Annotated in this window: 25 protein-coding genes; 22 read left to right on the forward strand and 3 right to left on the reverse strand. The window is 61.9% G+C overall.

What is annotated here, in order from left to right:
• Positions 1-191: 191 nt before the first annotated feature.
• The 12 genes from secY (at position 192) to eccB (ending at position 9,787) form a co-directional block, all read left to right on the forward strand.
• Positions 192-1,517 carry a preprotein translocase subunit SecY gene (secY, locus tag HMPREF2896_RS02675; protein WP_070446562.1) on the forward strand — a complete coding sequence of 442 codons (1,326 nt, stop codon included), beginning with the start codon at positions 192-194 and terminating at the stop codon, positions 1,515-1,517.
• Positions 1,517-2,062: an adenylate kinase gene (locus HMPREF2896_RS02680; protein ID WP_070717491.1), complete on the forward strand. Its 546-nt coding sequence runs from the start codon at positions 1,517-1,519 to the stop codon at positions 2,060-2,062. The genes secY and HMPREF2896_RS02680 overlap by 1 nt, the downstream gene beginning before the upstream one ends.
• A gap of 15 nt (positions 2,063-2,077) precedes the next feature.
• Entirely contained in the window at positions 2,078-2,872 is a 795-nt protein-coding gene (gene map / locus HMPREF2896_RS02685; RefSeq protein ID WP_070446558.1) for a type I methionyl aminopeptidase, read from the forward strand.
• 52 nt (positions 2,873-2,924) lie between these two features.
• A complete protein-coding gene (locus tag HMPREF2896_RS02690) occupies positions 2,925-3,716 on the forward strand; it encodes a L,D-transpeptidase (RefSeq protein ID WP_070710830.1) in 792 nt (263 codons plus the stop codon).
• 223 nt (positions 3,717-3,939) lie between these two features.
• Positions 3,940-4,158: a translation initiation factor IF-1 gene (gene infA / locus HMPREF2896_RS02695; protein ID WP_003854422.1), complete on the forward strand. Its 219-nt coding sequence runs from the start codon at positions 3,940-3,942 to the stop codon at positions 4,156-4,158.
• 185 nt (positions 4,159-4,343) lie between these two features.
• Positions 4,344-4,712, forward strand: a complete 369-nt coding sequence (gene rpsM, locus HMPREF2896_RS02700) for a 30S ribosomal protein S13 (RefSeq protein ID WP_039673764.1) — start codon at positions 4,344-4,346, stop codon at positions 4,710-4,712.
• Positions 4,713-4,715: 3 nt separating this feature from the next.
• Positions 4,716-5,120 (forward strand): 30S ribosomal protein S11, encoded by a 405-nt coding sequence (gene rpsK, locus HMPREF2896_RS02705; protein WP_010189540.1) that lies wholly within the window; start codon positions 4,716-4,718, stop codon positions 5,118-5,120.
• 21 nt (positions 5,121-5,141) lie between these two features.
• Positions 5,142-5,747: a 30S ribosomal protein S4 gene (rpsD, locus tag HMPREF2896_RS02710; protein WP_010189536.1), complete on the forward strand. Its 606-nt coding sequence runs from the start codon at positions 5,142-5,144 to the stop codon at positions 5,745-5,747.
• 69 nt (positions 5,748-5,816) lie between these two features.
• Positions 5,817-6,827 carry a DNA-directed RNA polymerase subunit alpha gene (locus HMPREF2896_RS02715; RefSeq protein ID WP_010189530.1) on the forward strand — a complete coding sequence of 337 codons (1,011 nt, stop codon included), beginning with the start codon at positions 5,817-5,819 and terminating at the stop codon, positions 6,825-6,827.
• 78 nt (positions 6,828-6,905) lie between these two features.
• A complete protein-coding gene (rplQ, locus tag HMPREF2896_RS02720; protein WP_070644439.1) occupies positions 6,906-7,400 on the forward strand; it encodes a 50S ribosomal protein L17 in 495 nt (164 codons plus the stop codon).
• A gap of 212 nt (positions 7,401-7,612) precedes the next feature.
• A complete protein-coding gene (truA, locus tag HMPREF2896_RS02725; protein ID WP_070446552.1) occupies positions 7,613-8,473 on the forward strand; it encodes a tRNA pseudouridine(38-40) synthase TruA in 861 nt (286 codons plus the stop codon).
• A gap of 54 nt (positions 8,474-8,527) precedes the next feature.
• The gene (gene eccB / locus HMPREF2896_RS02730) at positions 8,528-9,787 is read left to right on the forward strand and encodes a type VII secretion protein EccB (protein WP_070717495.1); all 1,260 of its coding nucleotides are present in this window, start codon (positions 8,528-8,530) and stop codon (positions 9,785-9,787) included.
• On the opposite strand, the gene HMPREF2896_RS02735 is transcribed toward eccB, so the two are convergent.
• Together HMPREF2896_RS02735 and eccD are read right to left on the reverse strand one after the other, a co-directional pair.
• A complete protein-coding gene (locus HMPREF2896_RS02735; protein ID WP_070717499.1) occupies positions 9,747-10,922 on the reverse strand; it encodes a S8 family serine peptidase in 1,176 nt (391 codons plus the stop codon). The two genes, eccB and HMPREF2896_RS02735, sit on opposite strands and share 41 nt — an antisense overlap.
• The gene (gene eccD / locus HMPREF2896_RS02740) at positions 10,919-12,250 is read right to left on the reverse strand and encodes a type VII secretion integral membrane protein EccD (protein ID WP_070717502.1); all 1,332 of its coding nucleotides are present in this window, start codon (positions 12,248-12,250) and stop codon (positions 10,919-10,921) included. Before eccD ends, HMPREF2896_RS02735 begins: the two co-directional genes overlap by 4 nt.
• A gap of 129 nt (positions 12,251-12,379) precedes the next feature.
• Between eccD and eccCa the strand changes: the two genes are divergently transcribed.
• The 10 genes from eccCa (at position 12,380) to HMPREF2896_RS12935 (ending at position 23,715) form a co-directional block, all read left to right on the forward strand.
• Positions 12,380-16,108: a type VII secretion protein EccCa gene (gene eccCa, locus HMPREF2896_RS02745; protein WP_246823979.1), complete on the forward strand. Its 3,729-nt coding sequence runs from the start codon at positions 12,380-12,382 to the stop codon at positions 16,106-16,108.
• Positions 16,105-17,235, forward strand: coding sequence for a type VII secretion-associated protein (locus tag HMPREF2896_RS02750; protein ID WP_070717506.1), 1,131 nt, complete (start codon positions 16,105-16,107; stop codon positions 17,233-17,235). The genes eccCa and HMPREF2896_RS02750 overlap by 4 nt, the downstream gene beginning before the upstream one ends.
• Before the next feature lie 179 nt (positions 17,236-17,414).
• Complete coding sequence (locus HMPREF2896_RS02755) at positions 17,415-17,732, forward strand: WXG100 family type VII secretion target (protein ID WP_010189512.1); 318 nt, start codon at positions 17,415-17,417, stop codon at positions 17,730-17,732.
• Between the two features lie 70 nt (positions 17,733-17,802).
• Positions 17,803-18,090 (forward strand): WXG100 family type VII secretion target, encoded by a 288-nt coding sequence (locus HMPREF2896_RS02760; RefSeq protein ID WP_010189507.1) that lies wholly within the window; start codon positions 17,803-17,805, stop codon positions 18,088-18,090.
• A gap of 435 nt (positions 18,091-18,525) precedes the next feature.
• Positions 18,526-18,969, forward strand: coding sequence for a 50S ribosomal protein L13 (gene rplM / locus HMPREF2896_RS02765; protein WP_010189505.1), 444 nt, complete (start codon positions 18,526-18,528; stop codon positions 18,967-18,969).
• A complete protein-coding gene (gene rpsI / locus HMPREF2896_RS02770; protein WP_070717509.1) occupies positions 18,969-19,505 on the forward strand; it encodes a 30S ribosomal protein S9 in 537 nt (178 codons plus the stop codon). The genes rplM and rpsI overlap by 1 nt, the downstream gene beginning before the upstream one ends.
• Positions 19,506-19,677: 172 nt before the next feature.
• Complete coding sequence (gene glmM, locus HMPREF2896_RS02775) at positions 19,678-21,021, forward strand: phosphoglucosamine mutase (RefSeq protein ID WP_070717514.1); 1,344 nt, start codon at positions 19,678-19,680, stop codon at positions 21,019-21,021.
• 139 nt (positions 21,022-21,160) lie between these two features.
• Positions 21,161-21,472 carry a hypothetical protein gene (locus tag HMPREF2896_RS02780; RefSeq protein WP_070717518.1) on the forward strand — a complete coding sequence of 104 codons (312 nt, stop codon included), beginning with the start codon at positions 21,161-21,163 and terminating at the stop codon, positions 21,470-21,472.
• Positions 21,472-23,139, forward strand: coding sequence for a zinc metalloprotease (locus HMPREF2896_RS02785; protein WP_070717520.1), 1,668 nt, complete (start codon positions 21,472-21,474; stop codon positions 23,137-23,139). The genes HMPREF2896_RS02780 and HMPREF2896_RS02785 overlap by 1 nt, the downstream gene beginning before the upstream one ends.
• Before the next feature lie 357 nt (positions 23,140-23,496).
• Positions 23,497-23,715 (forward strand): hypothetical protein, encoded by a 219-nt coding sequence (locus HMPREF2896_RS12935; protein WP_070717524.1) that lies wholly within the window; start codon positions 23,497-23,499, stop codon positions 23,713-23,715.
• A 70-nt stretch (positions 23,716-23,785) separates the two neighbouring features.
• Here HMPREF2896_RS12935 and HMPREF2896_RS02800 read toward each other — a convergent pair whose 3' ends face one another.
• On the reverse strand, positions 23,786-24,607 hold the full coding sequence (locus HMPREF2896_RS02800) for a dienelactone hydrolase family protein (RefSeq protein WP_070717526.1): 822 nt from the start codon (positions 24,605-24,607) through the stop codon (positions 23,786-23,788).
• Between the last annotated feature and the right edge of the window lie 47 nt (positions 24,608-24,654).

The raw sequence follows: 24,654 nt of genomic DNA on the forward strand, positions 1-24,654 counted from the left end.
CGGCGTGGCATGGGCGGGCTCAATGTGGCGAATGAGGCCGAGGCTGGTAGGGTGATGGGGTCAAAAGTGTTCAACCGTTCCTATGAGAGACCTTAAAAAGACTCTTAAAGTTTGGGAACAGATGAGATCCACCCCCGTGCGCGGCGAATTCGAACCGCATAGCAAGCGCGGTAGGCCAGGAGGATTTAGTAGTGTCCGCCATTCTGCAGGCTTTCAAAGATGCCGACCTGCGTAAGAAGATCATCTTCACGCTCGTGTTGATTATCCTCTACCGCGTTGGCGCACAGATCCCGTCGCCGGGCGTTGATTACGCCACCATCGCCGGCCGGCTTCGTGACCTCACGGAGGAAGCAGGCAACCTCTATTCGGTGATCAACCTGTTCTCCGGTGGTGCGCTCCTGCAGCTGTCCATCTTCGCCATCGGCATCATGCCGTACATTACGGCGTCGATTATCGTGCAGCTGCTGACCGTGGTCATTCCCCACTTCGAGCAGTTGAAGAAGGAGGGACAGTCCGGTCAGGCCAAAATGACGCAGTACACGCGCTACCTCACCCTGGCGTTGGCGCTGCTGCAGTCTTCGGGCATCGTGGCTCTGGCGGACCGCGAGCAGCTTCTAGGACAAGGTGTGCGCGTCCTGGCGGAGGACCGCAACTTCTTCACCCTCATCGTGCTCGTTATCACCATGACCTCCGGCGCCATCCTTGTGATGTGGATGGGTGAGCTGATTACTGAGAAGGGCATCGGCAACGGTATGTCGCTGATGATTTTCGCCGGTATTGCTACCCGCCTTCCTACCGACGGCGTTAACATCCTCCAGAACAATGGCGGCCTGGTCTTCGCCATGGTTCTTGCCGGGCTCATCTTCCTCGTCGTGGGCATTACCTTCATCGAGCAGGGCCAGCGCCGGATTCCGGTGCAATACGCCAAGCGCATGGTGGGCCGCCGCCAGTACGGTGGTTCCTCCACCTACCTGCCGCTTAAGGTCAACCAGGCCGGCGTTATCCCGGTCATTTTCGCTTCCTCGCTGATCTACATGCCGGTGCTCATCACCCAGATCGTTAACTCCGGTTCCGCGGGCGTGTCTGATAACTGGTGGCAGCGCAATGTCATCGCGCACTTGCAGTCGCCGAGCTCCTGGCAGTACATCGTCCTGTACTTCGTGCTCACCATCTTCTTCTCCTACTTCTACGTTTCGGTTCAATATGACCCGGCCGAGCAGGCTGAGAACATGAAGAAGTATGGTGGATTTATCCCGGGCATTCGCCCGGGCCGACCGACCGCCGAGTACCTAGGCTTTGTCATGAACCGTCTGTTGTTCGTCGGCTCGATCTACCTCGCGGTTATCGCCGTCTTGCCGAATATCCTCCTGGATCTTGGAATCGGCAGCGCTGGTGCCGCTGGTACCTCCGCTTTCGGTGGTACCGCCATCCTCATTATGGTCTCGGTGGCCCTGACCACGGTCAAGCAAATCGAGTCCCAGCTCCTACAATCCAACTACGAAGGACTGCTTAAGTAATGCGTTACGTACTCCTTGGCCCTCCCGGTGCCGGCAAGGGCACCCAAGCCGCTCTCCTCAGCGAGAAGCTCGGCGTTCCGCACATCTCCACCGGTGACCTCTTCCGCGCCAACATTGGTGAGGGCACCCCGCTCGGCGTAGAGGCCAAGTCCTACATTGATGCCGGCAAGCTGGTGCCGACCGACGTCACGGCTCGCATGGTGGAGGACCGCCTCAACCAGGATGACGCCAAGGACGGCTTCCTTCTCGACGGCTTCCCGCGCACCGTGGAGCAGGCCGACATCCTGGAGAAGCTACTCGCCGACAAGGGCCTGAAGCTCGATGGCGTCCTGAACTTTGAGGTATCCGAGGATGTCGTTGTCGGGCGCATGCTTGCTCGCGGCCGCGCGGACGACACAGAGGAAACCATTCGCACCCGCCTAGGTGTCTACCGCGAGGAGACCTTCCCGCTCATTGAGCACTACGGCGATGCCATCATCTCCATTAAGGCTGAAGGAAGCGTTGAGGAGATCAACGAGCGCACCCTTCAGGCTATGGGCAAGTAATCTGCCAACCTCGCCATGGCTTTTCGACGACGCACCAAGACCATTCCCGCCCGCACGCCGGGCGAGCTCGACGCCATGCAGGCGGCCGGAGAAGTTGTCGGCCGCGCTCTGCAAGCCGTGCGGGCCGCTGCGGCAGTGGGGGTGAGTACGCTCGAACTCGATGAAGTAGCCGAGCACACCATTCGGGATGCCGGCGCCGTGCCCACCTTCAAGGGCTATGGCGGCTTTCCGGGGTCTATTTGCGCCTCCGTCAATGACGTGATTGTCCATGGTATTCCTCACAAAGACCTTCTCCTGGCCGAGGGAGACCTCGTCTCCATCGACTGCGGTGCCACGCTAGACGGCTGGGTGGGGGATAGTGCGTGGACGTTTGGCGTCGGCAAGCTCAGCCCTGAGGCACAGGCGCTGAGCGACGCCACCGAATGGGTCCTACACGAAGGCCTCAAGGCCATGGTTCCCGGCAATCGGCTTACCGACGTCTCCGCAGCCCTCGAGCAGGCTACCTATCGCGCCGAGGATAAGTTCGGCGTGGAGCTATTCATCGTCGATGGCTACGGTGGCCACGGCATTGGCCGTGAAATGCACGAAGAGCCTTACCTGGCTAATGAAGGTAAGGCGGGACGTGGCCCGATTATTCAGGAGGGCTCCGTCCTCGCCATTGAGCCGATGCTGACCCTGGGTACCGAGGACAATGAAGTTCTCGACGATGATTGGACTGTCGTGACGCTCGACGGTTCACTATCTGCCCACTGGGAGCACACGGTGGCGGCCACGGAGAATGGTCCGCGCATCCTGACTCAGCGATATTAAAACTTGTGTCCTGGGTAGGCATTTTGCCTAAGGAAGGTTTATACTTTTTGCCATGTCTAAGATTCGCTCCCTAGTTGGCGCCCGTTCCCTACGTCGCGCCACCGCAATTGGCCTGGTAGCCGCCACTCTCTCGGTGGCTCCGGCCGCTAACGCACAGACGGTTCCTTCGATCGACACCCTGTCTTCCGACGTTCAGTCCCAGCTTGATGAGTTCGCTGGCCAGACCCGCGAGAACGCGTGGAATAGCCGCAACCAGATGCTGGAGACGCTCCAGAGCGTTAACCCGCAGGCGGCTGACGCCCTCCGCCCAGTTATCGATGGTGCCATCGAGCTGATCTTCCCGGGTCTGATTGACCAGAAGAATGCTGAGATCCGCGCCGCTCGCGAAGCTGAAGAGCGCGCCCACGCTGAGCAGATTGCCCGCGAGAAGGCTGCCGCTGAGGAAGCTGCCCGCAAGGCTGAGGCTGAGCGTCAGGCACAGCGCTTCGACGTTGGTCCTTGCCCGGCAGATGCACGCATCTGCGTGGATCGTGGTGGGAGCCGTACCTGGCTGCAGGATGGCAACGGCAACGTCACCTACGTCGCTCAGGGCATGTCTGTCGGCAAGCCGGGTGAGGAAACCCCGGCTGGTACCTTCTACATCAACCGCAAGATCAAGGACGAGATCTCCTGGGAGTTCGGCAACGCCCCGATGCCCTACGCCATGTACTTCACCAACAATGGCCACGCCTTCCATGAGGGTTCCCCGGCATACCAGTCCAATGGCTGCGTGCGCCTGACCCATCAGGATGCGGTGCGCTACTGGAATGATGTGCCGATGGGCTCGAAGGTCTTCATCTACTAAGACGTTGCGGTGAGCGAGTCACCGCTACATGGCATCAGCCTCCCGCACCATGTGGTGACGGGAGGTTTCTGTATTTGGAAAACCCGTTCTCGCAGCGTATGCTTTAGTGCTGGTGTCTGTATGCGGCCAAAGTGGTTGCTGGAGGCACCAGGCAGTAGACATCAAACATGCAGGTGGGGGCGTCGCCAAGCGTGGCACGCACTTCACCAGAAAAGTAGAGGTTATGGCTAAGGAAGGCGCAATCGAGGTTGAGGGTCGCATCGTCGAACCCCTGCCCAACGCAATGTTCCGCGTCGAACTCGACAACGGACACAAGGTACTCGCCCATATCTCGGGCAAGATGCGTCAGCACTACATCCGCATCCTCCCGGAGGACCGCGTTGTTGTGGAGCTGTCTCCTTATGACCTGACCCGCGGACGCATCGTCTACCGCTACAAGTAAAGACTGTAAGCCTCCTCACCCACGGGACGCACTAGCTGCGTCCTTTTTCACCTCAGGCTGCGATGGCCTGAGCCCACGCTGCTAAGCATGCCCACAGTACCCCGGCACGGTCCGGGGCGAAGCGTATGCGTGGCGGGGGACGGATGAGGAGAAAACCATCGTAACAACCCGAAAGGACTAGCCATATGGCACGTCTAGCTGGTGTTGACCTCCCGCGCAACAAGCGTATGGAGGTTGCTCTCACCTACATCTACGGCATCGGGCCTTCCCGTGCCAAGGAACTGCTGGAAAAGACCGGCATTTCTCCCGACCTGCGCACCGACAACCTCGACGACGATCAGCTGTCGGCGCTGCGTGACGTCATTGAAGCTACCTGGAAGGTAGAGGGTGACCTCCGCCGCCAGGTTCAGGCTGACATCCGTCGCAAGATTGAAATCGGTTGCTACCAGGGCATCCGCCACCGTCGTGGCCTGCCCGTTCGTGGTCAGCGCACCAAGACCAACGCTCGTACGCGCAAGGGCCCGAAGAAGACGATCGCAGGAAAGAAGAAGTAAAATATGCCACCCAAGACTCGTTCCGGCGCGCGCCGTGGTGGTCGTCGCGTCGTAAAGAAGAACGTGGCCGCTGGCCACGCATACATCAAGTCCACCTTCAACAACACCATCGTGTCCATCACGGACCCGCACGGTGCTGTCATCTCCTGGGCATCCTCCGGCCACGTCGGCTTCAAGGGTTCCCGTAAGTCCACCCCGTTCGCTGCGCAGATGGCTGCAGAGAACGCGGCCCGCAAGGCCATGGACCACGGTATGAAGAAGGTTGACGTTTTCGTCAAGGGTCCGGGCTCCGGCCGCGAGACCGCCATCCGTTCCCTGCAGGCTGCAGGCCTCGAGGTTTCCTCGATCACGGATGCCACCCCACAGCCGCACAACGGCTGCCGTCCGACCAAGCGCCGCAAGGTTTAAGGGAAAGGAAGAGGTAAGAAAATGGCTCGTTATACTGGCCCCGCTACCCGCGTATCCCGCCGTCTGCGCGTCGACCTGGTCGGCGGCGACATGGCATTTGAGCGTCGCCCGTACCCTCCGGGACAGGCTGGCCGCAACCGCATCAAGGAATCTGAGTACCTGCTGCAGCTCCAGGAGAAGCAGAAGGCAAAGTACACCTACGGTGTGCTGGAGCGTCAGTTCCGCCGCTACTACGCCGAGGCTAACCGTCTCCCGGGCAAGACCGGTGACAACCTCGTCGTTCTGCTCGAGTCCCGTCTCGACAACGTGATCTACCGCGCCGGTCTGGCCAACACCCGCCGCCAGGCTCGCCAGCTTGTCTCTCACGGTCACTTCACCGTGAACGGCAAGAAGATCAACGTTCCTTCCTTCCGCGTTACGCAGTACGACATCATCGATGTTCGTGAGCGTTCCCAGAAGATGGAATGGTTCGAAGAGGCTCAGGACCGCCTGGTAGACGCCAACGTTCCGGCGTGGCTGCAGGTCGTTCCGGACACCCTGCGCATCCTCGTGCACCAGCTGCCCGAGCGCGCTCAGATCGACGTCCCGCTGCAGGAGCAGCTCATCGTCGAGCTTTACTCGAAGTAATCCTTCGACACTTTCATCTTTACCCCTTCTACCGGCGTCATATAGCGGGCGCCGACAAGGAGAAACTCCATGCTTATTTCCCAGCGTCCTCAGCTCACCGAGGAATTCATCGACTCGTCCCGCTCTAAGTTCGTCATCGAGCCGCTCGAGCCGGGCTTCGGTTACACCCTTGGCAACTCGCTTCGTCGCACGCTGCTTTCGTCCATCCCGGGCGCGGCAGTAACCTCCATCAAGATTGACGGTGTGCTCCACGAGTTCACCACCATCAACGGTGTGAAGGAAGACGTTTCCGAGATCATCCTGAACGTCAAGGGCTTGGTTCTGTCCTCCGACTCCGACGAGCCGGTTGTGATGTACCTGAGCAAGGAAGGCCCGGGTGAGGTCACTGCAGGCGATATCCAGCCGCCGGCTGGCGTGGAGATCCACAACTCGGATCTGCACATTGCATCGCTGAATGAGTCCGCCAAGCTGGAGATGGAACTCGTCGTCGAGCGCGGCCGTGGCTACGTCCCGGCTGCTGCTACCTCGGGAGAAATCGGCCGCATTCCGGTTGACCAGATTTACTCCCCGGTGCTGAAGGTCTCTTACAAGGTCGAAGCTACTCGTGTTGAGCAGCGCACTGACTTTGACAAGCTGATCATCGACGTCGAGACCAAGAACTCGATTTCCGCACGCGACGCCCTGGCTTCCGCCGGCGGCACTCTGGTCGAGCTCTTCGGCCTGGCTCGCGAGCTGAACACCGCTGCTGAGGGCATCGAGATTGGCCCGTCCCCGCAGGAGACGGAGTACATCGCCGCCTACAGCATGCCGATCGAGGATCTGAACTTCTCCGTCCGCTCCTACAACTGCCTGAAGCGTCAGGAGATCCACACCGTTGGTGAGCTCGCTGAGTGCACCGAGTCGGACCTGCTGGATATCCGCAACTTCGGTCAGAAGTCGATCAATGAGGTAAAGATCAAGCTGGCTAACCTGGGCCTGGCCCTCAAGGACACTCCCGAGGACTTCGACCCGACCCAGCTGGAAGGCTACGACGCAGAAACCGGTGACTTCAAGGACCCGGCTTCCGACGATTCCGAGTAAAGAATTCCACTGAATCGTGACGGCGCGACTTTTGCGCCCCGTCGCGCGCTCAATTAATCCGCACACGAGGAGTACATCATGCCTACCCCCAAGAAGGGTCCGCGTCTCGGCGGCTCCGCCAGCCAGCAGAAGCACCTGCTGAGCAACATGGCTGCGAGCCTGATCGAGCACGGCGCAATCAAGACCACCGATGCCAAGGCGAAGGTTCTTCGCCCGTACATCGAGAAGATCATCACCAAGGCGAAGGCCGGCACCGTTGCTGACCGTCGCGCAGTTCTCAAGCTCATCCCGCACAAGGATGTCGTTGCTTACCTCTTTGATGAGCTGGCACCGAAGTTCGAGAACCGTGAGGGTGGCTACACCCGCATCATCAAGCTGGAGAACCGCTCCGGCGACAACGCCCCGATGTCCCAGATCTCCCTCGTTCTCGAGGAGACCGTGACCTCCGAGGCAAACCGCGCTACCCGCGCTGCTGCCTCCAAGCAGGCCGAGGAAGCTAAGGCTGAAGAGGCCGAGGCTGAGTCCGCTAAGGCTGACGAGGCTGAGGCAGAGGAGACCACCGAGGAGAAGTAATTCTTCTTTAGGTCTTATAGGGCCCGCGCTCACCACTGTGGTGGGACGCGGGCCTTTGTCGTCTTTTACGGGCCCCGGCGCAGGTGCTCTGGATGAAGTACCGTTTTAACAAATAAGGGTCCAAAAATTGCAGTTTTTAGGCCACTATTTGTTAAAACGGGCCACCGACGCAGTCTGCACGGCGCTTCGGGCGCACGGTATCATCAATCCCCATGAGTGAAAGCGTTCGCCTGCGACTGGACTTGGCCTATGACGGCACCGACTTCCATGGTTGGGCTCGGCAGAAAGGTGGGCTTCGCACGGTGCAGCAGACCGTGGAGGAGAAGCTGAGCATGGTGCTGCGCCACCCCGTGGAGCTCACCGTGGCCGGGCGCACCGACGCGGGCGTTCATGCCAGCGGTCAGGTGGCTCACTTCGACACCACCCGTGAGGCGCTGAGCCAACGGAGCATCGATGGTGACCCTGCCAAACTGGTCAGGCGCCTGGCCAAGCTGCTGCCCGTCGACGTCCGTGTACACGCCTGCACCGAAGTATCGCCCGATTTTGATGCGCGCTTTTCGGCGCTATGCCGCCACTATGTCTACCGCATTACGACGCATCCGCGCGGGGCACTGCCGACCCGCGCGCGCGATACCGCGACCTGGTTCAAGCCGGTGGACCTGGATCTGATGCAGGCAGCCGCCGACAGGCTGGTGGGCCTCAACGATTTCGTGGCCTTCTGCAAAGCCAAGCCGCACGCAACCACCATCCGCGAGCTGTTGGCATTTGAGTGGAAGGATGTCTCCACGCCAGCCGAACCGCAGCTTTATGAGGCGCACGTGAGCGCCGATGCTTTTTGCTGGTCCATGGTGCGCTGTCTCGTAGGCTGCTGCCTGCGGGTGGGCGAAGGCTCCCGTGACGTGGATTTCGCAGACCAGATGCTCAAAGAGACCAGCAGGTCTTCCCAGATTCCCCTCGCCCCGGCAGCGGGTTTGAGCCTCGTCGGCGTGGACTATCCCGATGCGGAACAGTTAGCCGCGCGCGCGGAGATGACCCGCAGCCGTCGCGCTGCAGAGGATACCGAGTTGGGTTAATCTAGAACTCACTGCGCCGTGGGAGGGTGGCGCACTGATTCGGGGAGGATTCTCATGGCACGCGCGTTGCCTACTACCAAGGCCCAAGTATCCGGGCACAAGTTTCTACTGCGTCGCCTCGAGCACGGCTTGGTCTTCGGGGATATCCGCATGATTCATGATCCGCTAAAGCGACGGCGTCGCGCCTTGCTTGGCGGGGTGGCCGCCGTGGCCTTTTTGAGTCTCGGATCGGGGCTCATCGCGTGGATGCAGCCGGACCCGCAGCCAGGGGATGCGCCCGTCGTGCGTTCTTCTGAGGGGCAGCTCTTAGCGCTAGTGAATGGCACCTATCATCCGGTGACCAACCTGGCTTCGGCCCGACTCATCGCCAACGAACCGGTCGAAGCGCAGGCCGCCGGCGAAAGCTTCCTGGAGCAGGTGAACCTGGGCACACCGCTGGGAATTGCGGATGCGCCTAACCTCCTGGGCACGGCGATGGGGGAGGAGTCAGGCTGGTCGGCCTGTTTGGAGGAATCTACGCAAGGCGAGAACTGGCAGTCCAGCAGCCGCGTCGGCATCGTCACCGTGGTGGCCCACCATGCCGTTCCTACCTTCGATGCGGAGCACGCCGCCGTGGTGGAATCCGCGGGAACGCAGTGGCTGCTGACGGGCCAGGGGCGCGTCGTGTTGCCTGAGGCTACGAGCACGCAGGGCAGGGTCCTGCGCCGCGCGTTGGGGATGACTGCAGAAACCGCTGTGTGGACCATGCCCGAGGAATTGCTCAACGCCTTCACAGAGCTGGAGCCGCTGAGCTTTCCAGCCGCGCCGCCTGAGATCCTCGACACCGGCGAGCAGTTGTGGGCGCGCACGGAGCACGGTGTTTTCTCCATCACCCCCACCCAGGCGGAGATGCTCGTCGGCGTGGGTGCTCAGCGCCTGCCCGCACAGGCGCAAGAGGTGGCCGCGCTGGGCGACGTCCCACCGACCTTCAACCTGCCCACCACCCGCGTGGACTTCCTGTCTCCCGAGCAAGGCTGGTTGTGTGCGACACACGAACAGGGTGCTGGCATGCTGCGGCCGGTGGCGGCCACGGTGGACCTACCGGGAGATTCGCCCGCGCACCGTTTCGCCGGACTCCAAGCTGGCGTGGGCGTGGATAGCGGGCACGGTTATCACGTGGTGTCCGCCACTGGCAGACGCCACGAGCTGGCTGGTGCCGCGGAGCTGAGCGCGCTGGGCGTGGAGGAACCGGAGCAGGTGCCGTGGGAGATCCTGCGCCTGTTGCCGGAAGGCTCTACCTTAAGCCGCGCGGAGGCCTTAAAGGCTGAGCACTGAAAACCGCCACGAGGATGAGCAAGCCTAAGGCCCCGAGGAGCAAACGCACCTGTGGCCAGGACGTGTCTTTCGATGCCGCCGCTGGTGCGACCGCAATCGAGCGATCCCTACGGGAATCGCTCGGGAGCCGATAGGTCACGGCAGTGAGGGGATCCACCACCCCGTGCCCGGGTTCGGCCGAATCAATAATGCGCTGGCGCAGCTGTGCCGGGGAGTCCCCGGGGTATCGCTGCACCAGCAAAGCGAGAGTACCGCTGACCAGCGGCGCAGCAAAGGAAGTGCCTTGAAAGGTAGCGTCGCCTTTTCCCGTGGCCCAGCCGCCGCCGGGTTCAAGCGCAAGAGGGACGCTTCCTTCCGCGCTGAGGGGCGCGGCGATGGAGTACTCCGCGAGGTCATGCGGCGTAGCTAAGGCGCCGACCGCGAGGACGGTTTCGGCTTCCGCGGGAAAGACCACGTCATCCTTTTCGCAGCCGCCAGCCGTGGCGTTTCCCGACGCCGCCACGACCACCGCCCCAGCCTCTTCTGCACGGCGAAGCGCCGCATCCACACCAGCGCGGTCCACCCTTGCCGCGGCATCCTGCGGAACGCAGGAGACCACGGAGACGTTGATGACCTTTGCGTCTGCGTTAACAGCATCCTCGATGGCGGCAGCCAGGCTGGCCAGTGTGCCGGAGCCAGCTCGTTCAGCTTCACTGCTCTCTGCTGCTGGAGCCCGGTAATGCGAACTGGTCTGCCGGATGGAGTAGATTTCCGCATCCGGAGCCACGCCGAGTTCCTTACCTGCGATGACGCCGGCCACCACCGTTCCGTGCAGGTCACAATCCCGCAGCGGGTCTGGTTCCTCCGGGGTTACGAAGTCCGCTCCTGGTGATACGTGCAGCTGTGGGTGGGCGGCCACTCCAGTGTCGATGACCGCGACCTTCACCCCGGCACCCGTGGCAAAGGAATGCAACCGCGTACGATACTCCGAGTACTGCGCCGAGGGCTGTGGTCCTGCCGGAGCCCGTGTGGCTACTGCACAGGCGGTATCCGGTTCGCGGGCAGCAGCTACCGGCCCAGGCAACACGCAGGAACCCCAAGCCAGGACGGAGCCAAGGGCTGCGCTGGCAGCGCTGATTCTGCTTAGAGCTGTCATGCGCCCAACCCCCGAATGAACTCGAAGAGCCCGGCCAGGTGCGCGGCGAGCGGCAGGCAAGCGGCGAGCGCGAGTGCCTCGGCGCGCTCGAACCACACGATGGTAGTTGGCTCAATCTGCTGTAGTTTGCCTGCCCACACCGGTACTGAAAGCATGGCCACCACGATGAGACCCACGATCACGCTGAGCACCCACGTTCCCATAGTCGGGGCACTAAGCAGCTGCCACTCGCGCAGAGGTACCGCCACCGCGGCACTAGCCGCGGCCAGGCCATAGATACCCAGTGCCCACGCCGCAATGAGCCGGGCATGGCGTGCCGCATGCACGATGACCGCTCCGGCGATGCTCACGCATAATGCCTGGGAAGCAACCACGGTTGCGTCCGCGTGAGCGTTGAGCGCGACGAGAAAGAGGGAAGGAATGCCCGCCAGCGTGCAGCCCACCGCTATACCTTCGTAGGCCTGCCCGGCGTGCCGGGCTTTGAGTGAGTTATCCGTGGGATCCTCATCCGAGATACTCAAGTCCTGCCCGGCGGTGGGCAGTTGCGGCACTCGGAGGCCAGCAAGCCGCGTGGTCAGCAGGGGAGAGGCCGCTAGCAGGACCACAGTGGAGGCAAGTAACGGGCCGGGGCCAAGCACACCGACGAGCGCGAGCAGGCACCACGTGGCGACACTTGCCCGAGCACGTAATCCGCCAATACGCACCACGTGGGAGAGCACCGCCACAGCACCCACGGCCGCCGCAGCACCCACGAGTGGTGCGGCCGGAATCACGGTTCCGGCTGGGCCAGTAGCGACAGGTGAACCAGTGGACAGCGCCCCCGCCAGACCAGCAGCAACGTGGGCGGTTGCAAGCAGAGAACCGCGCCGGGTCCACGCCGCGAGCACGAGGCCGAGGAGTGCAGCGGCGGCGCAGCCAATCGAGGGAGATAGGGCGGCGGCGAGCAAGGCGCCGACGGCGATAAGCCCTGCCACGCCCCAGACCCCGGCTAGACCAGACAGCTGCGTGGTCGAGGCCTCGGCAGCGAGTGCCTCCGCGGCATCCCGCACGATGGGCGCTGGTGTCGGCGCATCTGGGCTGAGCACCAGGACGGAGCCGTCTTCCAAACTGGTGCGGTCGAGTGGCGTGGTCATCGATATGGTTTTGCCCGCCGCGGTGGTGGCGCGCCAGAGGATGGGGGCCGGGGGGACGTCGACAAGCACGAGCAATTCTCCCAGCACCTCCCCGACGCTGGAAGAAAGCGGTAGCGATACATCTGCTTCTTTGCGGGTCTGGCCTGCATGGATGCGGACGGTGACGTGAATGGAATGCGCACGTGCGCGAGTCATGGAAAGTACCTCCCCCGAAAAATTTTTCTGGGCAACCCCTTGCCCATTGCCTCACATTGTGGCTTACTTGTGGCACGCTGTCCACCGCTTAAGGAGGCGGTGGAGTACTTCGGGGGGAAGGACTTTGACATGCGCGTACCTACACGCGTCGTTGGCACTGGGGTGGCGGCCTATCGGGAGCCAGCACCACCGTTGCCGCAGGGCAGCATTGATGCCGAGGCGGTGCCGGAGGCAGCCCGCGCACAACCGGTGCCGCTCGTGCGCTTACTCATGCCGCTGGTGATGATCGCGGCCATGCTGGGCATGGTGGCGCTCATGGTTCTCGGAGCGGGGGATGCACGACGGATCAGTCCCATGAGCCTCATGTTCCCGCTCATGATGCTGGCCAGCATGGCCATGATGTTTAACCCACAGGCAGGCGGGCACGATCCGGATGAGACCCGCCGGACCTACTTGCGCCACCTCAAGGCACTGCGGGAGGAAGCACTAGAGCGTGGGGCGGCTCAGCGCGCGCACGAGGAACACCGCAACCCTGACTCCGAACAGCTTGGCGCGCTGATTCCCACCCCGCGGCTGTGGGAGCGGACGGCGGATGCCCCGGATGCCTTGGAAGTGCGGGTGGGGACGGGGCCGATGGCCCTGTGCACTCCCATTAATGTGCCGGATTCGGGTGCGGCGGAAGACCTCGACCCGGTGTGCGCGGTGAGCCTGCGCCAGACCGTGCGTGCGGTGGGAACCCTCGCGGATATGCCGGTGGTCATCCAGTTGCAGGCCTTTCGCGTCGTCGGCCTGGCCGGTGAAGACGCCGCTGGGGTGGCCCGCGCGCTGCTGTTACACCTGGCGGTGCTGCATGGCCCGGAGACCGTGGGCATTGAGTATCACGGTGCGGAATGGGGATGGTTGAAGTGGCTGCCGCATTCCAGGGAGCCTGACCAGGCGCAGTTTCGCATCTGCGTCATGACGGAGGAACAAGGGCATAGCGTTGGTGCGTTGCGCAGTGACGCGCCGGGGGATAGCCCCACAACCACCATCGCCGTGGGGGTGACACCCCATTCGCCGCTGGGACGGCGCGCCGAGGAAGAGGGCATCTACCTGCGGGCGGAAAGCACGCTCTCCGTGGTTACTGCCGCGGGCGAGGAGGAGCTAGGAAGCTGCGCGTTTGTCGACGTCCCCACGGCCCTCCTCTTTGCCCGCACCCTCGCGCCCTATCACCGCCCCTTCGGTGGCGATGTCGCGTCCACGCCTCGGCACGGCCGCAATGCGGATGTGCCCTCGTTGCTGGGCTTCCGGGATGTAGATGCGCTCCAAGCCTCCGGCATGTGGCAGGGGCGCAGCCCTGCTGAGCGGCTGTGTGTGCCCATCGGTGTCGACGAGTCCGGGCACGCTCTGATGCTTGACTTAAAGGAGTCCGCGCAGGGCGGGATGGGGCCGCATGGGTTATGCATTGGTGCCACAGGCAGCGGAAAATCGGAATTACTTCGAACGCTTGTCGTAGCGCTGGCCGCCACGCACAGTCCGGAGGAACTCAATCTTGTGCTCGTTGACTTCAAAGGTGGCGCCACCTTCTTGGGCTGTGAGGAACTGCCGCACACCTCCGCCGTGATTACCAACCTGGAAGAAGAATCCACCCTGGTGGAGCGAATGTACGATGCCATCTCCGGCGAGATGAATCGCCGCCAGGAGCTGCTGCGCAAGGCAGGAAATTTTGCCAACGTGGGCGAATTCAACGCCTCCGCTGCCGCGGTGGCGGAGCACGGGCCGCTGTCGGCGTTGGTCATTGTGGTGGATGAGTTTTCGGAGCTGTTGGGGCAGCACCCGGACTTCGCTGAACTCTTCGTCGCGGTGGGAAGGCTCGGCCGCTCGCTGCACGTGCATCTGCTGCTCGCTTCCCAGCGCTTGGAGGAAGGGCGCTTGCGGGGATTGGACTCGCACCTGTCTTATCGCATTGGGTTGAAGACTTTCTCCGCCGGGGAATCCCGCCAGGTCCTCGGTGTGCCTGATGCTTATCACCTCCCCGCCCAGCCGGGAGCCGGCTACCTCAAAACGGATGCCGATGCCCCCACGCGCTTTCAGGCTTCTTATGTTTCTGGCCCGGTCACGCGCCGGGTAGTGCGTGATGAGGTGACCGAACATACGCGGCATTCGGCACGCGTAGAGCTTTTTAGTGGGCATCGTACGGCGGAGGAGGACGCGGACTATACGGAGCTCGTGGATTCTTCGAGCACACTCTTGGACACAGTGGTGGCTGCCGCCCGGGAGGAAGCCTCCAAGCGCGGCCAGTCAGCGAGGCGAATCTGGTTGCCACCCTTGCCGCCCGTGGTAGAGCTATCCAGCGTTGCCGCTCTGCGCACGGATTCACTCAGCGCAGGTGGCGGGCTACGCGCGGAGGTGGGGCTTATTGATCGTCCTTATCACCAGCGTCAAGACCCGCTGCTCGTGGATTTCACGACGGGCGGTGGGCACCTCGCACTGTGCGGCGGACCGCAGTCAGGAAAGTCGATGGCGCTGCGCAGCATCGCCTCCGGTATGGCCCTGTGGCATTCACCGGACCAGGTGCGCTTTTATGTCATCGACCTAGGAGGCGGGCAGCTGCGGGTGTTGGACCGTCTGCCTCATGTAGCTGGGGTAGCCGGACGTGAGGAACCGGAAAAGGTGCGGCGCATCGTCGATGAAGTCGCCGGCCTCGTGCGCCGCCCGGAACCTCGCCACACCTTTTTGATCGTGGACGGCTGGCACCACATCGGCACCTCCGGGGCAGACTTTGAGGACTTAGCTGAGCCGATTACCCAGTTGGTTGCTGACGGTGCCTCCGCCCGCGTTCACGTCTTGATTGCAGCGGCGCGGTGGACCAGTTTGCGGCCGTCGATTCGGGATCTCATCGCGGCCCGCCTTGAGCTGCGCTTGGGCGAAGCCATGGATTCCCTCATCGACCGCAAGGCGCAGCAGAAGTTGCCGGCAGCACCTGGGCGAGGGATCACTTTAGCAGGGGAAAACCTCCTTTTTGCAGCGACCTCACCGCAGGATATCGCTCATATCTGTGGCGTGCATGCGGATGCTGTTCCGGTTCCACCGCTGAAAATGTTGCCCACTGTGCTCACCGAATTGCCTGAGCCGGAAGATGGTTCGTCATCAGACGGGGTGGCCTGGGGCATTGGTGGTCCGGACCTAGAGGTCCTCGACTGGGATCCGGGCGTCCAGCCTCACCTCGTGTGCATTGGCTCTCAAGGCTCCGGCAAATCGCATTTTCTCAGCGTGATTCTCGCCGGAATCAGCCAGCTGAGTCGGGAGGAAACCCGCCTGGTGGTCATCGATGAGCGCCGCGCGCATTTGGGGACGCTGGATGAGGAGATGGTGGCGGCCTATGGGGCGTCGGCAAGCGCGGCCACCCAAGCCATTCTCGATACAGTGCGCACCCTAGAGCAGCGCCTCCCTGGCGCCGACGTCACCCCTGCCCAGCTCGCCGCGCGGAGCTGGTGGCAGGGCCCAGATATTTACCTTGTCATCGATGACCTCGACCTCGTCAGCGAGATAGCGCTAGCACCTCTGCTGGAGCTCCTCCCGCACGCCCGCGATGTGGGGCTGCACCTGGTGTTCGCGCGCAAAGCAGGTGGCATTGGGCGCGCGATGTTTGGGCAGTTCCTCTCGGCGGTGCGGGACTTGCAGCCGGCGCTGCTGCTTCTCGACGCCGACCGTGACGAAGGCGCCATCTTCGGCGTCAAACCGACGGCATTGCCGCCCGGCCGCGGCCAATGGGTCGTCCGCGGCGTATCCCAAGGCTTGGCGCAGGTCTATGTGCCAAGCGCCGATAGTTCACATACCTCACCACAGACCACAAGCAACAAGGGAGAGAACCAATGACCACGACGCATGCACTGCGAACCCCGACAACCGCGCCCGAGACCACGCTAGCTATTACGGTGCTCGATGCCGCCACGATCTATGAAGGCCCAGAGACGATCTATCGCTATGACCTGCCCGGCACCGGAATCGCCGAAGGCTGGGCGTTGGAGGCAGTCCTCGACCAAGCCGAAAAGGTCTGCGGGGCGGAATGGCCGGACATCAGCGTTGATGTGGTGGCGGATCCCTCCGGAACGGAGGTCAGTGTCGAAGCCGTGAGTATTCTGCGCCGTCAGCTCGCTGGTGCGGGTGCGACCGTGCAGGAACCAGAACCATTGCCGCCGTCCGGGGTTGGTGCGGTCAATAACTCGCTGGATGCTGTTCTCTCGGAGGTGGGCGGACAGCAGGAGCCCAGTGATGATGAGAAAACGCTGACCACCGAGTTGTCGCGGCCTGTTCGCCGCAGGCGTTCGCACCGTGCAGCGGAATCTCGCTGGTCCGCGCTGTTGGGAGGTATCGATCCTTTCTACATTGCAATCGCGGTCATGGTGCTCGTAGTGGCCGGGGTGTCGTGGTGGGCGGTGGGTCGCAAGGATGCGGCTGTGGCAGCGTCGACTCCCGATCAGACAGCTGAAGGAGCATCTGCCGCCTCCGGGACTTCGGGCACCGCCTCGAATCCCGACACGGAGGCACAGCCCGAGGGCCCGGCCGAGGGGGCCGGAGCTGAGGAAACCGGAAGCAGGCAGCTGCGACCCGGTCAGCAGGCCATCGACGTGGAGGGAATGTCCCTGGTGCTTCCTCAAGGATTCCGCACCAGCGTGGAGGATGGTCTGGTCACCGCTGCCGGTGAAGACCCTAACCTGCGCATCCTCCTGGCTGCTGATCCGCTTTTCAATGTGCCTGTCGACGTGTTGTTCACAGAGATTAAAGAGCAGATCGAATCCGATCCTGCCCTCCGTGATCCGGTAGAGGACTCTGGACGGCTGACGTATACCGAGGACCCCGGCGACGGCTCCCGGGTGACGTGGATGATGTGGGAAGACAAGGGCCATCAGATGTCCGTGGGCTGCCACACCAAGTTTGAGCCCAATGTAGTGCAGAAGGCTGCCTGCCGAATGGCGGCAGAATCGCTGGTCAAGAAGGACTAAGCGGGAAAGTTCTGCGAATCTCAAAGAATCTGGAAATTAGCGGGAACCGATGAGCTACTAGCTCAGTCCAATAAGGGTGAGAAGGACACAGGGTGCTTCTCGGGGGGAAGAAACACACACCAATCCCTAGGAATAAGGGATACGCCCCAAGGTAGGGAACAAGACAGAAAGAGAAGGACATGACTCAAACGTTCCGCACAGAAGCCGACGTAATGGTGGCCACCGCTGGCCGCGTCGACTCCACCAACGACGAGGTACAGGGGGAGCTCACCCGCCTGCAGGGTGTTGTGGACTCCGTCCGTGGCAGCTGGGCAGGCCGCGCGCAGGTTTCCTTTGACAACCTAATGCAGCGCTACAACTCCTCCGCGCAGCAGCTGCGTGAGGCGCTGACCGCCATCAGCGAGAACATCAGGGACAATGCCCGCAACTTTGATTCGGTCGAGGCTGATAACGCCCAGTCTTTCGAGAACGTTGGCGGCGCGGGCCTGGCCCTCTAAACACGAGCTGCTTTCACTGACTACTGCACACGCTGAATCACGCACGAACACAGAAGATAAGGAACACGCAATGTCTGGAATCAAGTATCAGTTTGGCGCCATCGCCGGTGCCGCCGCCGACATCAACTCCACCTCGGGCCGCATCAACGGGCTCCTCGGTGACCTCAAATCCACCCTGCAGCCGATGGTATCGACGTGGGAGGGAGATTCCGCTGCCGCATATAACGCGGCGCAGGCGAAATGGGACAAGGCAGCCGCCGAGCTCAACACGGTGCTAGCGACCATCTCCACCACGGTTTCCCAGGGCAATGACAATATGAGCGACGTCAACCGTCGCGCTGCCGCTAGCTGGGGCTAAACCACTCCTACTGTGAGTCTTGAGCTGGGTGTGCGGACACTTTCTGCCTGACCATTCACCACCATGAGCAGTGAGCGGGAGGGGGGAAGACGCGGAGGCTAGGGGAGTGGCGCAGAGAATGGAAGGGCTGGACGCGCCACCTTGACCCACACCACCCTCCGCTCACTCAGCAAAAGGCGCCGGTATCGCTTCTCATCAACGTTTCTGTCTCGAACCCCCACCCCGAATTAGCAGGGATGGAGGCGTTGGTGAGGGGCGATATCGGCGTTTTGGGTTTTTGATCCGCTGCGTACTAAAGTGAAGCACCTATGTGTCCGCACCCTTGTTGACTTGGGTGCGCGCGTGCTGCAGGTCTCCACCGGCCGCTGTATGTACCGCGTAGGGGCTTACATAGCGATGGCCGGCAGTTCCGAGACAGACTTTCAAGGAGTCATTTTGTCTACTTTCCACCCGAAGAGCGGTGACATCACCCGCAAGTGGTACGTCATCGACGCTACCGACGTGGTTCTGGGCAAGCTCGCTTCCACCGTGGCTGACATGCTGCGCGGCAAGCACAAGCCCCAGTACGCACCGAACGTTGATTGCGGCGACCACATCATCATCCTGAATGCGGACAAGATCCACATTTCCTCCAACAAGCGCGAGCGCGAGATGCGCTACCGCCACTCCGGTTACCCGGGCGGCCTGAAGTCCATGACCCTTGGTCAGTCCCTGGACGCCAACCCGGTCCGCGTTATCGAGGAAGCTGTAAAGGGCATGATGCCGCACAACAAGCTTTCCAACGCCTCCATCAAGAAGCTGCACGTTTTCGTGGGCGAGGAGCACCCGTACGCCGGCCAGAAGCCGGAAACCTTTGAGTTTAAGCAGGTGGCACAGTAATGACCGAGCAGAACATCGACAACAATGTAGCCGACGCTGCCGACATCGCTGCAGCAACCGCCGCTACCGAGGAGTTCACCAACACCATCGGTGATTCCCTGGCAACCGATACCGAGGCTGAGGTTGAGATCGCTGCCCCGGCTATCCACGAGGGCCCGATCCAGACCGTTGGTCGCCGTAAGCGCGCCATCGCTCGTGTTCGCCTCGTTGCTGGTTCCGGCAACATCTCCGTCAACGGCCGCGCCTTTGACGAGTACTTCCCGAACAAGCTGCACCAGCAGGACATCCTGCTGCCGCTGACCATCCTCGAGCGCGAGGGTCAGTTCGACATCAAGGTCACCGTCAACGGTGGTGGCCCGACCGGTCAGGCAGGCGCCCTGCGCCTGGCTATCGCCCGCGCACTGAACATCTACAACCCGGCTGACCGCCAGGCCCTGAAGAAGGCTGGCCTGCTCACCCGTGATGCTCGTGCCGTGGAGCGCAAGAAGGCTGGTCTGCACAAGGCACGTCGTGCCCCGCAGTACTCCAAGCGTTAATCTTCGCTTACTGCATTTTCCGAAAGCCGCTGCTTCCCTTTCGTGGAGGCGGCGGCTTTCGCCGTGTATGGCAGGGGTGGGGCGAGTTTCCTGCTATGTTGCGGGGTATAACCAAGCCCCAAAGGTGGACCGATCTGCGCCACACAACGGGGAGCGGGCATAATGAACAACTATGACTCGACTTTTTGGAACCGATGGAGTTCGCGGCCTCGCGAACAAGAAGCTCACACCGATTCTCGCGCTGCGCTTGGGCCAGGCGGCAGCGGAAGTTCTTACTTCAGACCGTGAATCTTATGAGCGTCGCCCGCTCGCGATTATCGGGCGCGACCCGCGTGTGTCGGGTGAGATGCTGGATGCGGCGATTGCCTCGGGTCTGGCATCGCGAGGCGTTGACGTCGTGCGCGTCGGCGTGCTGCCTACCCCGGCAATCGCGTTCCTTACCGATGACTTTGGGGCAGATCTCGGCGTGATGATCTCCGCTTCCCATAACCCGATGCCAGACAATGGCATCAAGTTCTTCTCCGCGGGCGGCAAGAAGTTGCCGGATGAGGTGGAAGACCGCATCCAGGCTGCTATGGACAATCTCACTGAAGATGGCCCGACTGCGACCAAGATTGGCCGCATTATTTCGGAGGCTCCCGACGGCCGCGAGCGCTACCTGAAGCACTTGGCCGAGGTTGTTACCACGGATCTCAGCGGCATCAAGGTGGTCGTCGACACTGCAAATGGTGCTGCCTCCAAGGTTGCACCGCAGGCCTATGAGGCTGCGGGTGCTGAGGTCGTTGCCATTCACAACAAGCCTAATGCCTTCAACATCAATGAGGATTGCGGCTCGACGCACATTGAGAAGACCCAGGAGGCCGTCGTCGAGCACGGCGCCGATCTGGGCCTAGCGCACGATGGTGACGCTGACCGCTGCCTAGCCGTGGACGCCGAAGGCAACGTCGTTGACGGTGACCAGATCATGGCGATACTCGCCGTGGGTATGAAGGAAGAAAACGATCTTCGCTTCAACACCTTGGTGGCCACCGTGATGTCGAACCTGGGCCTGAAGCTGGCCATGCAGGAGCAGGGCATCGAGGTCAAGGAAACCGCTGTGGGTGACCGCTACGTGCTGGAAGAGCTCAATCGCGGTGACTTCTCTCTGGGCGGTGAGCAGTCCGGCCACGTGGTGCTGCCGGATGATTGCACCACTGGTGATGGCACGCTAACCGGTTTGTCCATCATGGCGCGCATGGCCAAGTCCGGAAAGTCCCTCAAGGAGCTGGCCTCCGTGATGACGGTGCTGCCGCAGGTGCTTATCAACGTGCCGGTTTCCGACAAGACCGCCATCCTTAACGCCCCTGAGGTTAAGGAAGCTATCGCTGCTGCCGAGGCGGAGCTCGGTGATACCGGCCGTGTTCTGCTGCGCCCGTCCGGCACGGAGGAGCTCTTCCGCGTCATGGTGGAGGCTGCTGAAAAGGAGCAGGCGCGCAAGGTCGCAGGCAAGCTTGCGGCCGTCGTTGCTGCAGTGTAGCTCTACTCATTCCACCACAACCCCAGGCTGCTGGCCTGGGGTTTCGTGTTTTTGGGGTGGTGTGGGAACCAAAGGGGATGTTTCTCAGTCCAATAAAAGCAGGAATCACTGTTTGTTGTGGACGAGAAGGAGGGCGCATATGCCCGACGTATTTTTTGATGAGGATGAAGCCACGCGGCTTCTCGACGCCGTCGTGGACCAAACCCGTGCCCAAAGTGACGCGCACCGCGGGGATAGGCCGAATTTTCCCCAATCCTCCGCGGGGCGTGATTTCGGCGGGCACGGCGCACAGATTCAGGCCCTGTTGAACCGGCTCCATGAACGCGGTGCGTGGCGGTTAGAGAACATATCGGCCACAGCGGATGCCGCGCGCGAACAACTGCGTGCTTTCGGGGACGTGGACCGCGGCCTCGCCGGGCAACTCGGTGACCAAGAAGTAGGGGTGAATTGATGTCCACGATGGTCAAGTCACTCTTGGGTGATTATTCACAAGCGGTGTCCCAGTTCCAAGCGGCAAGCCAAGGAGGCTATTCCGGGCCCAGCACGCCTATTGGCTTGTTGGGGGACATGGTGGGGTCGGTCGATGGGATTAACCCAGGCGACTTGGTTACGAACACTGCGTCGGCGATGGGTGCTCGCCGCCCAGGGCGCGGTGGTAACGGGTTGCGGGAATTCCTTCTCGGCACGGTTCTATCGCTGGCCGGGGGAGCGATCATGGATCATTTGCGCGGCGTGCAAGACGATTTCGAAAAGGAAAGGGACGAAGCCGGTGATTTGGTGGAATCCGCGCAGCAGTGTTCGGATGCCATCGAAGACGTCGTTGATGTTTCTGATTCCGCGGTGGCAGAGCTTATCTCTGCTGTGATTCCACTGATTAACATCTTGACCATGCTGTTGCAGCGGCACCCTCTGGGAAAGGTCATCATCCCGGTGATATCGCGCATTGGTGGGGAGCTTATCGATCAGACGAATGACACCATCACGCAAACGTGCCGGGACCGCGATACCGCCATTGAGAATTGCTATGACGAGTTTGAACGGCGCTGCACCGAGGTGTGCGAGCGGGAGCTGCCGGAAACCCCGCCAGAGCCCGAATGCGGCTGTGAGGAGAAGCGGAAAGAGTGCCCGCAACCTGAGCCTGAACCTTGTGCACCGGCCCAGCCGTCACCAGCTCCGGCCCCGTCCACACCGTCTCAGCCCACACAGCCAGCTCAGCCTTCGGCGCCAGCTGCACCGCAGCAACCTGTAGAGCCGAAACCAGAAACACCGGTGGCACCACTAGAAAAGCCGGAGCCCACCCAGCCCGCCACGGTGCCTGAAAAAGACTGCCCACCGGTTGAAGAGAAGCCACAGCCGGCGACGCCGTCTGAGCCGAGCCATGTGCCGACTGAGCCCGCTTCAACGGCACCAGAAGAGGAGCACACACCGTGCCGCTGCACAGAAGAGAAAGCGGCACACACCTGTGACTGCGGTGAGCATCAGCGAGAACTAGGAACCACGAAGCCCGCTGATGCAGGAGTTGACGTTCCCATCGAGCCTGTGCCGCAGGAGGTGGTGGACTGCCCAGAGGACGAGGAGCCGGTGGCTGAGGAGGCCAAGTGTCCTGAAGAGTCGTTAGAAAGCGATGATTGCGAAGAGTCAGAGCAGCCACCCGGTGCGGAAGCAGGTGAGTGCAAGCCTGAAGAAGCCTGCTGTGGAAGCTTAGGCCTGCTTGGCGTGGGCGTTGCCATTCTGGGGCTGGGTCTGTTGGCTGAGGCAGCTATGGACTTCGTGGAGAATCTGCCGGAGCCGGAGCCCGTACCGGAGCCTGTACCCGAGCCAGAACCGCAGCCAGAGCCCGAACCCTGCCCACCGCCTGCACCAGAGCCTGCTCCTGACAACGGTGTTACGCCGCCGCCTCCGGAGCTGAACAACGTTCCTGAGCCAGAGGCACCGCCAGAGAAACTTGCGCACATGCAGGCAGCGGAGGCACCGGCGCCACAGCCAGCTTCGGCGCCAGCACCTGCACCTGGGCCAGTACCAGGTCCGGCCGCTGGGGCTGAGGCCACGCCAGAAATGCCCCCGCAAGAAAGTTCAGAAACCTCCTCCGTACACGCACGAAAGGCAGGGCAGTGGTAATGCCGCACAATGATTTTGATGAGTTCGCACGCGGATTCCGCGAGCGCACAGCCGCACGGCTGCTGGAATTTGAGAAAGCCATGGCTAAAGCACAGGACGAATTGGAAAAGTCTGCGCAGCGTGCCGCCCAAGCCCAATCGCCTACAGAGGCGCAGCGGCGGAACCCTGCTTCTAGGAGCGGAGCGCACAGTCAAAGCCAAAGGCAGGGGCGAGGCCGCCCGCGCGGCCAAGTGCAATCAGTGCTCAGGCGCGGGTGACACGGAAACCGGGAAATTCCTCTGTGCGCCAGCAGCTCCCGGTGTTACTGTGGCGTGAGTAGCCACTGCACGTATCAACCAAGGTTTGGGGGAAGACCACATGACAGTTCCTTGGCGTTATGACGTCTTGTGGGGAGTTCTTCCCATGCTGTACCTCTTGGTGGCTTTTGTCGTGCTTGGCATTGAGATTAAATGCGACAGAGATATGGCCCACATAAAGCTGTGGACGGCCGCGCAGCTGCTTCTCCCAGGAATTGGCCTTATCGCCTGGCTTCTCCTTGAAGTTCCCCGCTTAAAAAGACTAAAGCAGGACGAATAAACGATCGTCCTGCTTTAGTCGGAGCACACGTGCGCCTTGCGGTGCTAGCTCGTCGAAACCTTTCCCGTCGCTAGAAACCCGCGCGCTTGGTGAGGTCCTCGCCGAGGAAGCTCTCGACGCCCTTGGCGGAGGCGTCGGCAGCCGCAAAGGCGTCATACTTGGACTCACCAGCCAGGGTGGACAGCAAGAAGCCGGTGACTAGGCCGCGGGCTGTCTCAACGGCGGATCCTTGGAAGAAGCCGGAACCAAGCGCCAACTTGAAGAATTTATCCTCGCTGAAACCGGACTGCGTGCCCTTAGCAATCTCACGGTAGGCCACCGGGCCGCCCCAGGCGTTGGCTAGCTTCGCGGGATTACCGGCGCGGAAGATATCATCCTGGCCTGCGCCGATAACGAGCCCGCGGGCCTTAACAGCGTGGGCGGCCTGAACTGCAGAGGGGGAAGTATCGGCGGGGTAGAGGGCAGCGACGGCGCGGACCTTTGGGTTATCCACGGCGGCCAAGGTGGCTACGCCGCCGCCCATGCCGTGTCCAAAGACACCCAGTTTGGAGGGGGACACCGAAATCTTTCCGGCACCCAACCGGACACCAGCGGCAATCTGCAACGCCGATTCGAGGTCGGCAGCCAAGTTGCGGTGCTTGGCAAAGACGCCTGTTTCTGTATCGGGAGCAACCACTACGATGCCCCAGCTGGCCAAGTGGCGCAGGGTGGCGTGGTAGTCCTTAACGCTTTTCGTCCAGTCGTGGGCAAATGCCACGGCAGGCAGACCTTTACCCTCAGCTGGGGTGTAGACCTTGCCTTCCAGCCCTGCATAGGACAGGTCCCCGACGAGAACGCGGTGCGGGCCGCGCTTGGACAACGTACCGAGATGCTTCTTCAAATTCGCAGACACGCTTTACAGAATAGAGCAAAGAGTAGGTAAAGCGGTGGACACTATAA

The organism is Corynebacterium sp. HMSC069E04 (assembly GCF_001813175.1).
Taxonomy (GTDB): domain Bacteria; phylum Actinomycetota; class Actinomycetes; order Mycobacteriales; family Mycobacteriaceae; genus Corynebacterium; species Corynebacterium aurimucosum.

What these genes read in the sequence shown, in the direction of transcription:
- HMPREF2896_RS02680 (WP_070717491.1), top strand. Translation starts at nt 1,517, where the DNA reads ATGCGTTACGTACTCCTTGGCCCTCCCGGTGCCGGCAAGGGCACCCAA.
- map (WP_070446558.1), top strand. Translation starts at nt 2,078, where the DNA reads ATGGCTTTTCGACGACGCACCAAGACCATTCCCGCCCGCACGCCGGGC.
- HMPREF2896_RS02690 (WP_070710830.1), top strand. Translation starts at nt 2,925, where the DNA reads ATGTCTAAGATTCGCTCCCTAGTTGGCGCCCGTTCCCTACGTCGCGCC.
- infA (WP_003854422.1), top strand. Translation starts at nt 3,940, where the DNA reads ATGGCTAAGGAAGGCGCAATCGAGGTTGAGGGTCGCATCGTCGAACCC.
- rpsM (WP_039673764.1), top strand. Translation starts at nt 4,344, where the DNA reads ATGGCACGTCTAGCTGGTGTTGACCTCCCGCGCAACAAGCGTATGGAG.
- rpsK (WP_010189540.1), top strand. Translation starts at nt 4,716, where the DNA reads ATGCCACCCAAGACTCGTTCCGGCGCGCGCCGTGGTGGTCGTCGCGTC.
- rpsD (WP_010189536.1), top strand. Translation starts at nt 5,142, where the DNA reads ATGGCTCGTTATACTGGCCCCGCTACCCGCGTATCCCGCCGTCTGCGC.
- HMPREF2896_RS02715 (WP_010189530.1), top strand. Translation starts at nt 5,817, where the DNA reads ATGCTTATTTCCCAGCGTCCTCAGCTCACCGAGGAATTCATCGACTCG.
- rplQ (WP_070644439.1), top strand. Translation starts at nt 6,906, where the DNA reads ATGCCTACCCCCAAGAAGGGTCCGCGTCTCGGCGGCTCCGCCAGCCAG.
- truA (WP_070446552.1), top strand. Translation starts at nt 7,613, where the DNA reads ATGAGTGAAAGCGTTCGCCTGCGACTGGACTTGGCCTATGACGGCACC.
- eccB (WP_070717495.1), top strand. Translation starts at nt 8,528, where the DNA reads ATGGCACGCGCGTTGCCTACTACCAAGGCCCAAGTATCCGGGCACAAG.
- HMPREF2896_RS02735 (WP_070717499.1), bottom strand. Translation starts at nt 10,922, where the DNA reads ATGACAGCTCTAAGCAGAATCAGCGCTGCCAGCGCAGCCCTTGGCTCC.
- eccD (WP_070717502.1), bottom strand. Translation starts at nt 12,250, where the DNA reads ATGACTCGCGCACGTGCGCATTCCATTCACGTCACCGTCCGCATCCAT.
- eccCa (WP_246823979.1), top strand. Translation starts at nt 12,380, where the DNA reads ATGCGCGTACCTACACGCGTCGTTGGCACTGGGGTGGCGGCCTATCGG.
- HMPREF2896_RS02750 (WP_070717506.1), top strand. Translation starts at nt 16,105, where the DNA reads ATGACCACGACGCATGCACTGCGAACCCCGACAACCGCGCCCGAGACC.
- HMPREF2896_RS02755 (WP_010189512.1), top strand. Translation starts at nt 17,415, where the DNA reads ATGACTCAAACGTTCCGCACAGAAGCCGACGTAATGGTGGCCACCGCT.
- HMPREF2896_RS02760 (WP_010189507.1), top strand. Translation starts at nt 17,803, where the DNA reads ATGTCTGGAATCAAGTATCAGTTTGGCGCCATCGCCGGTGCCGCCGCC.
- rpsI (WP_070717509.1), top strand. Translation starts at nt 18,969, where the DNA reads ATGACCGAGCAGAACATCGACAACAATGTAGCCGACGCTGCCGACATC.
- glmM (WP_070717514.1), top strand. Translation starts at nt 19,678, where the DNA reads ATGACTCGACTTTTTGGAACCGATGGAGTTCGCGGCCTCGCGAACAAG.
- HMPREF2896_RS02780 (WP_070717518.1), top strand. Translation starts at nt 21,161, where the DNA reads ATGCCCGACGTATTTTTTGATGAGGATGAAGCCACGCGGCTTCTCGAC.
- HMPREF2896_RS02785 (WP_070717520.1), top strand. Translation starts at nt 21,472, where the DNA reads ATGTCCACGATGGTCAAGTCACTCTTGGGTGATTATTCACAAGCGGTG.
- HMPREF2896_RS12935 (WP_070717524.1), top strand. Translation starts at nt 23,497, where the DNA reads ATGACAGTTCCTTGGCGTTATGACGTCTTGTGGGGAGTTCTTCCCATG.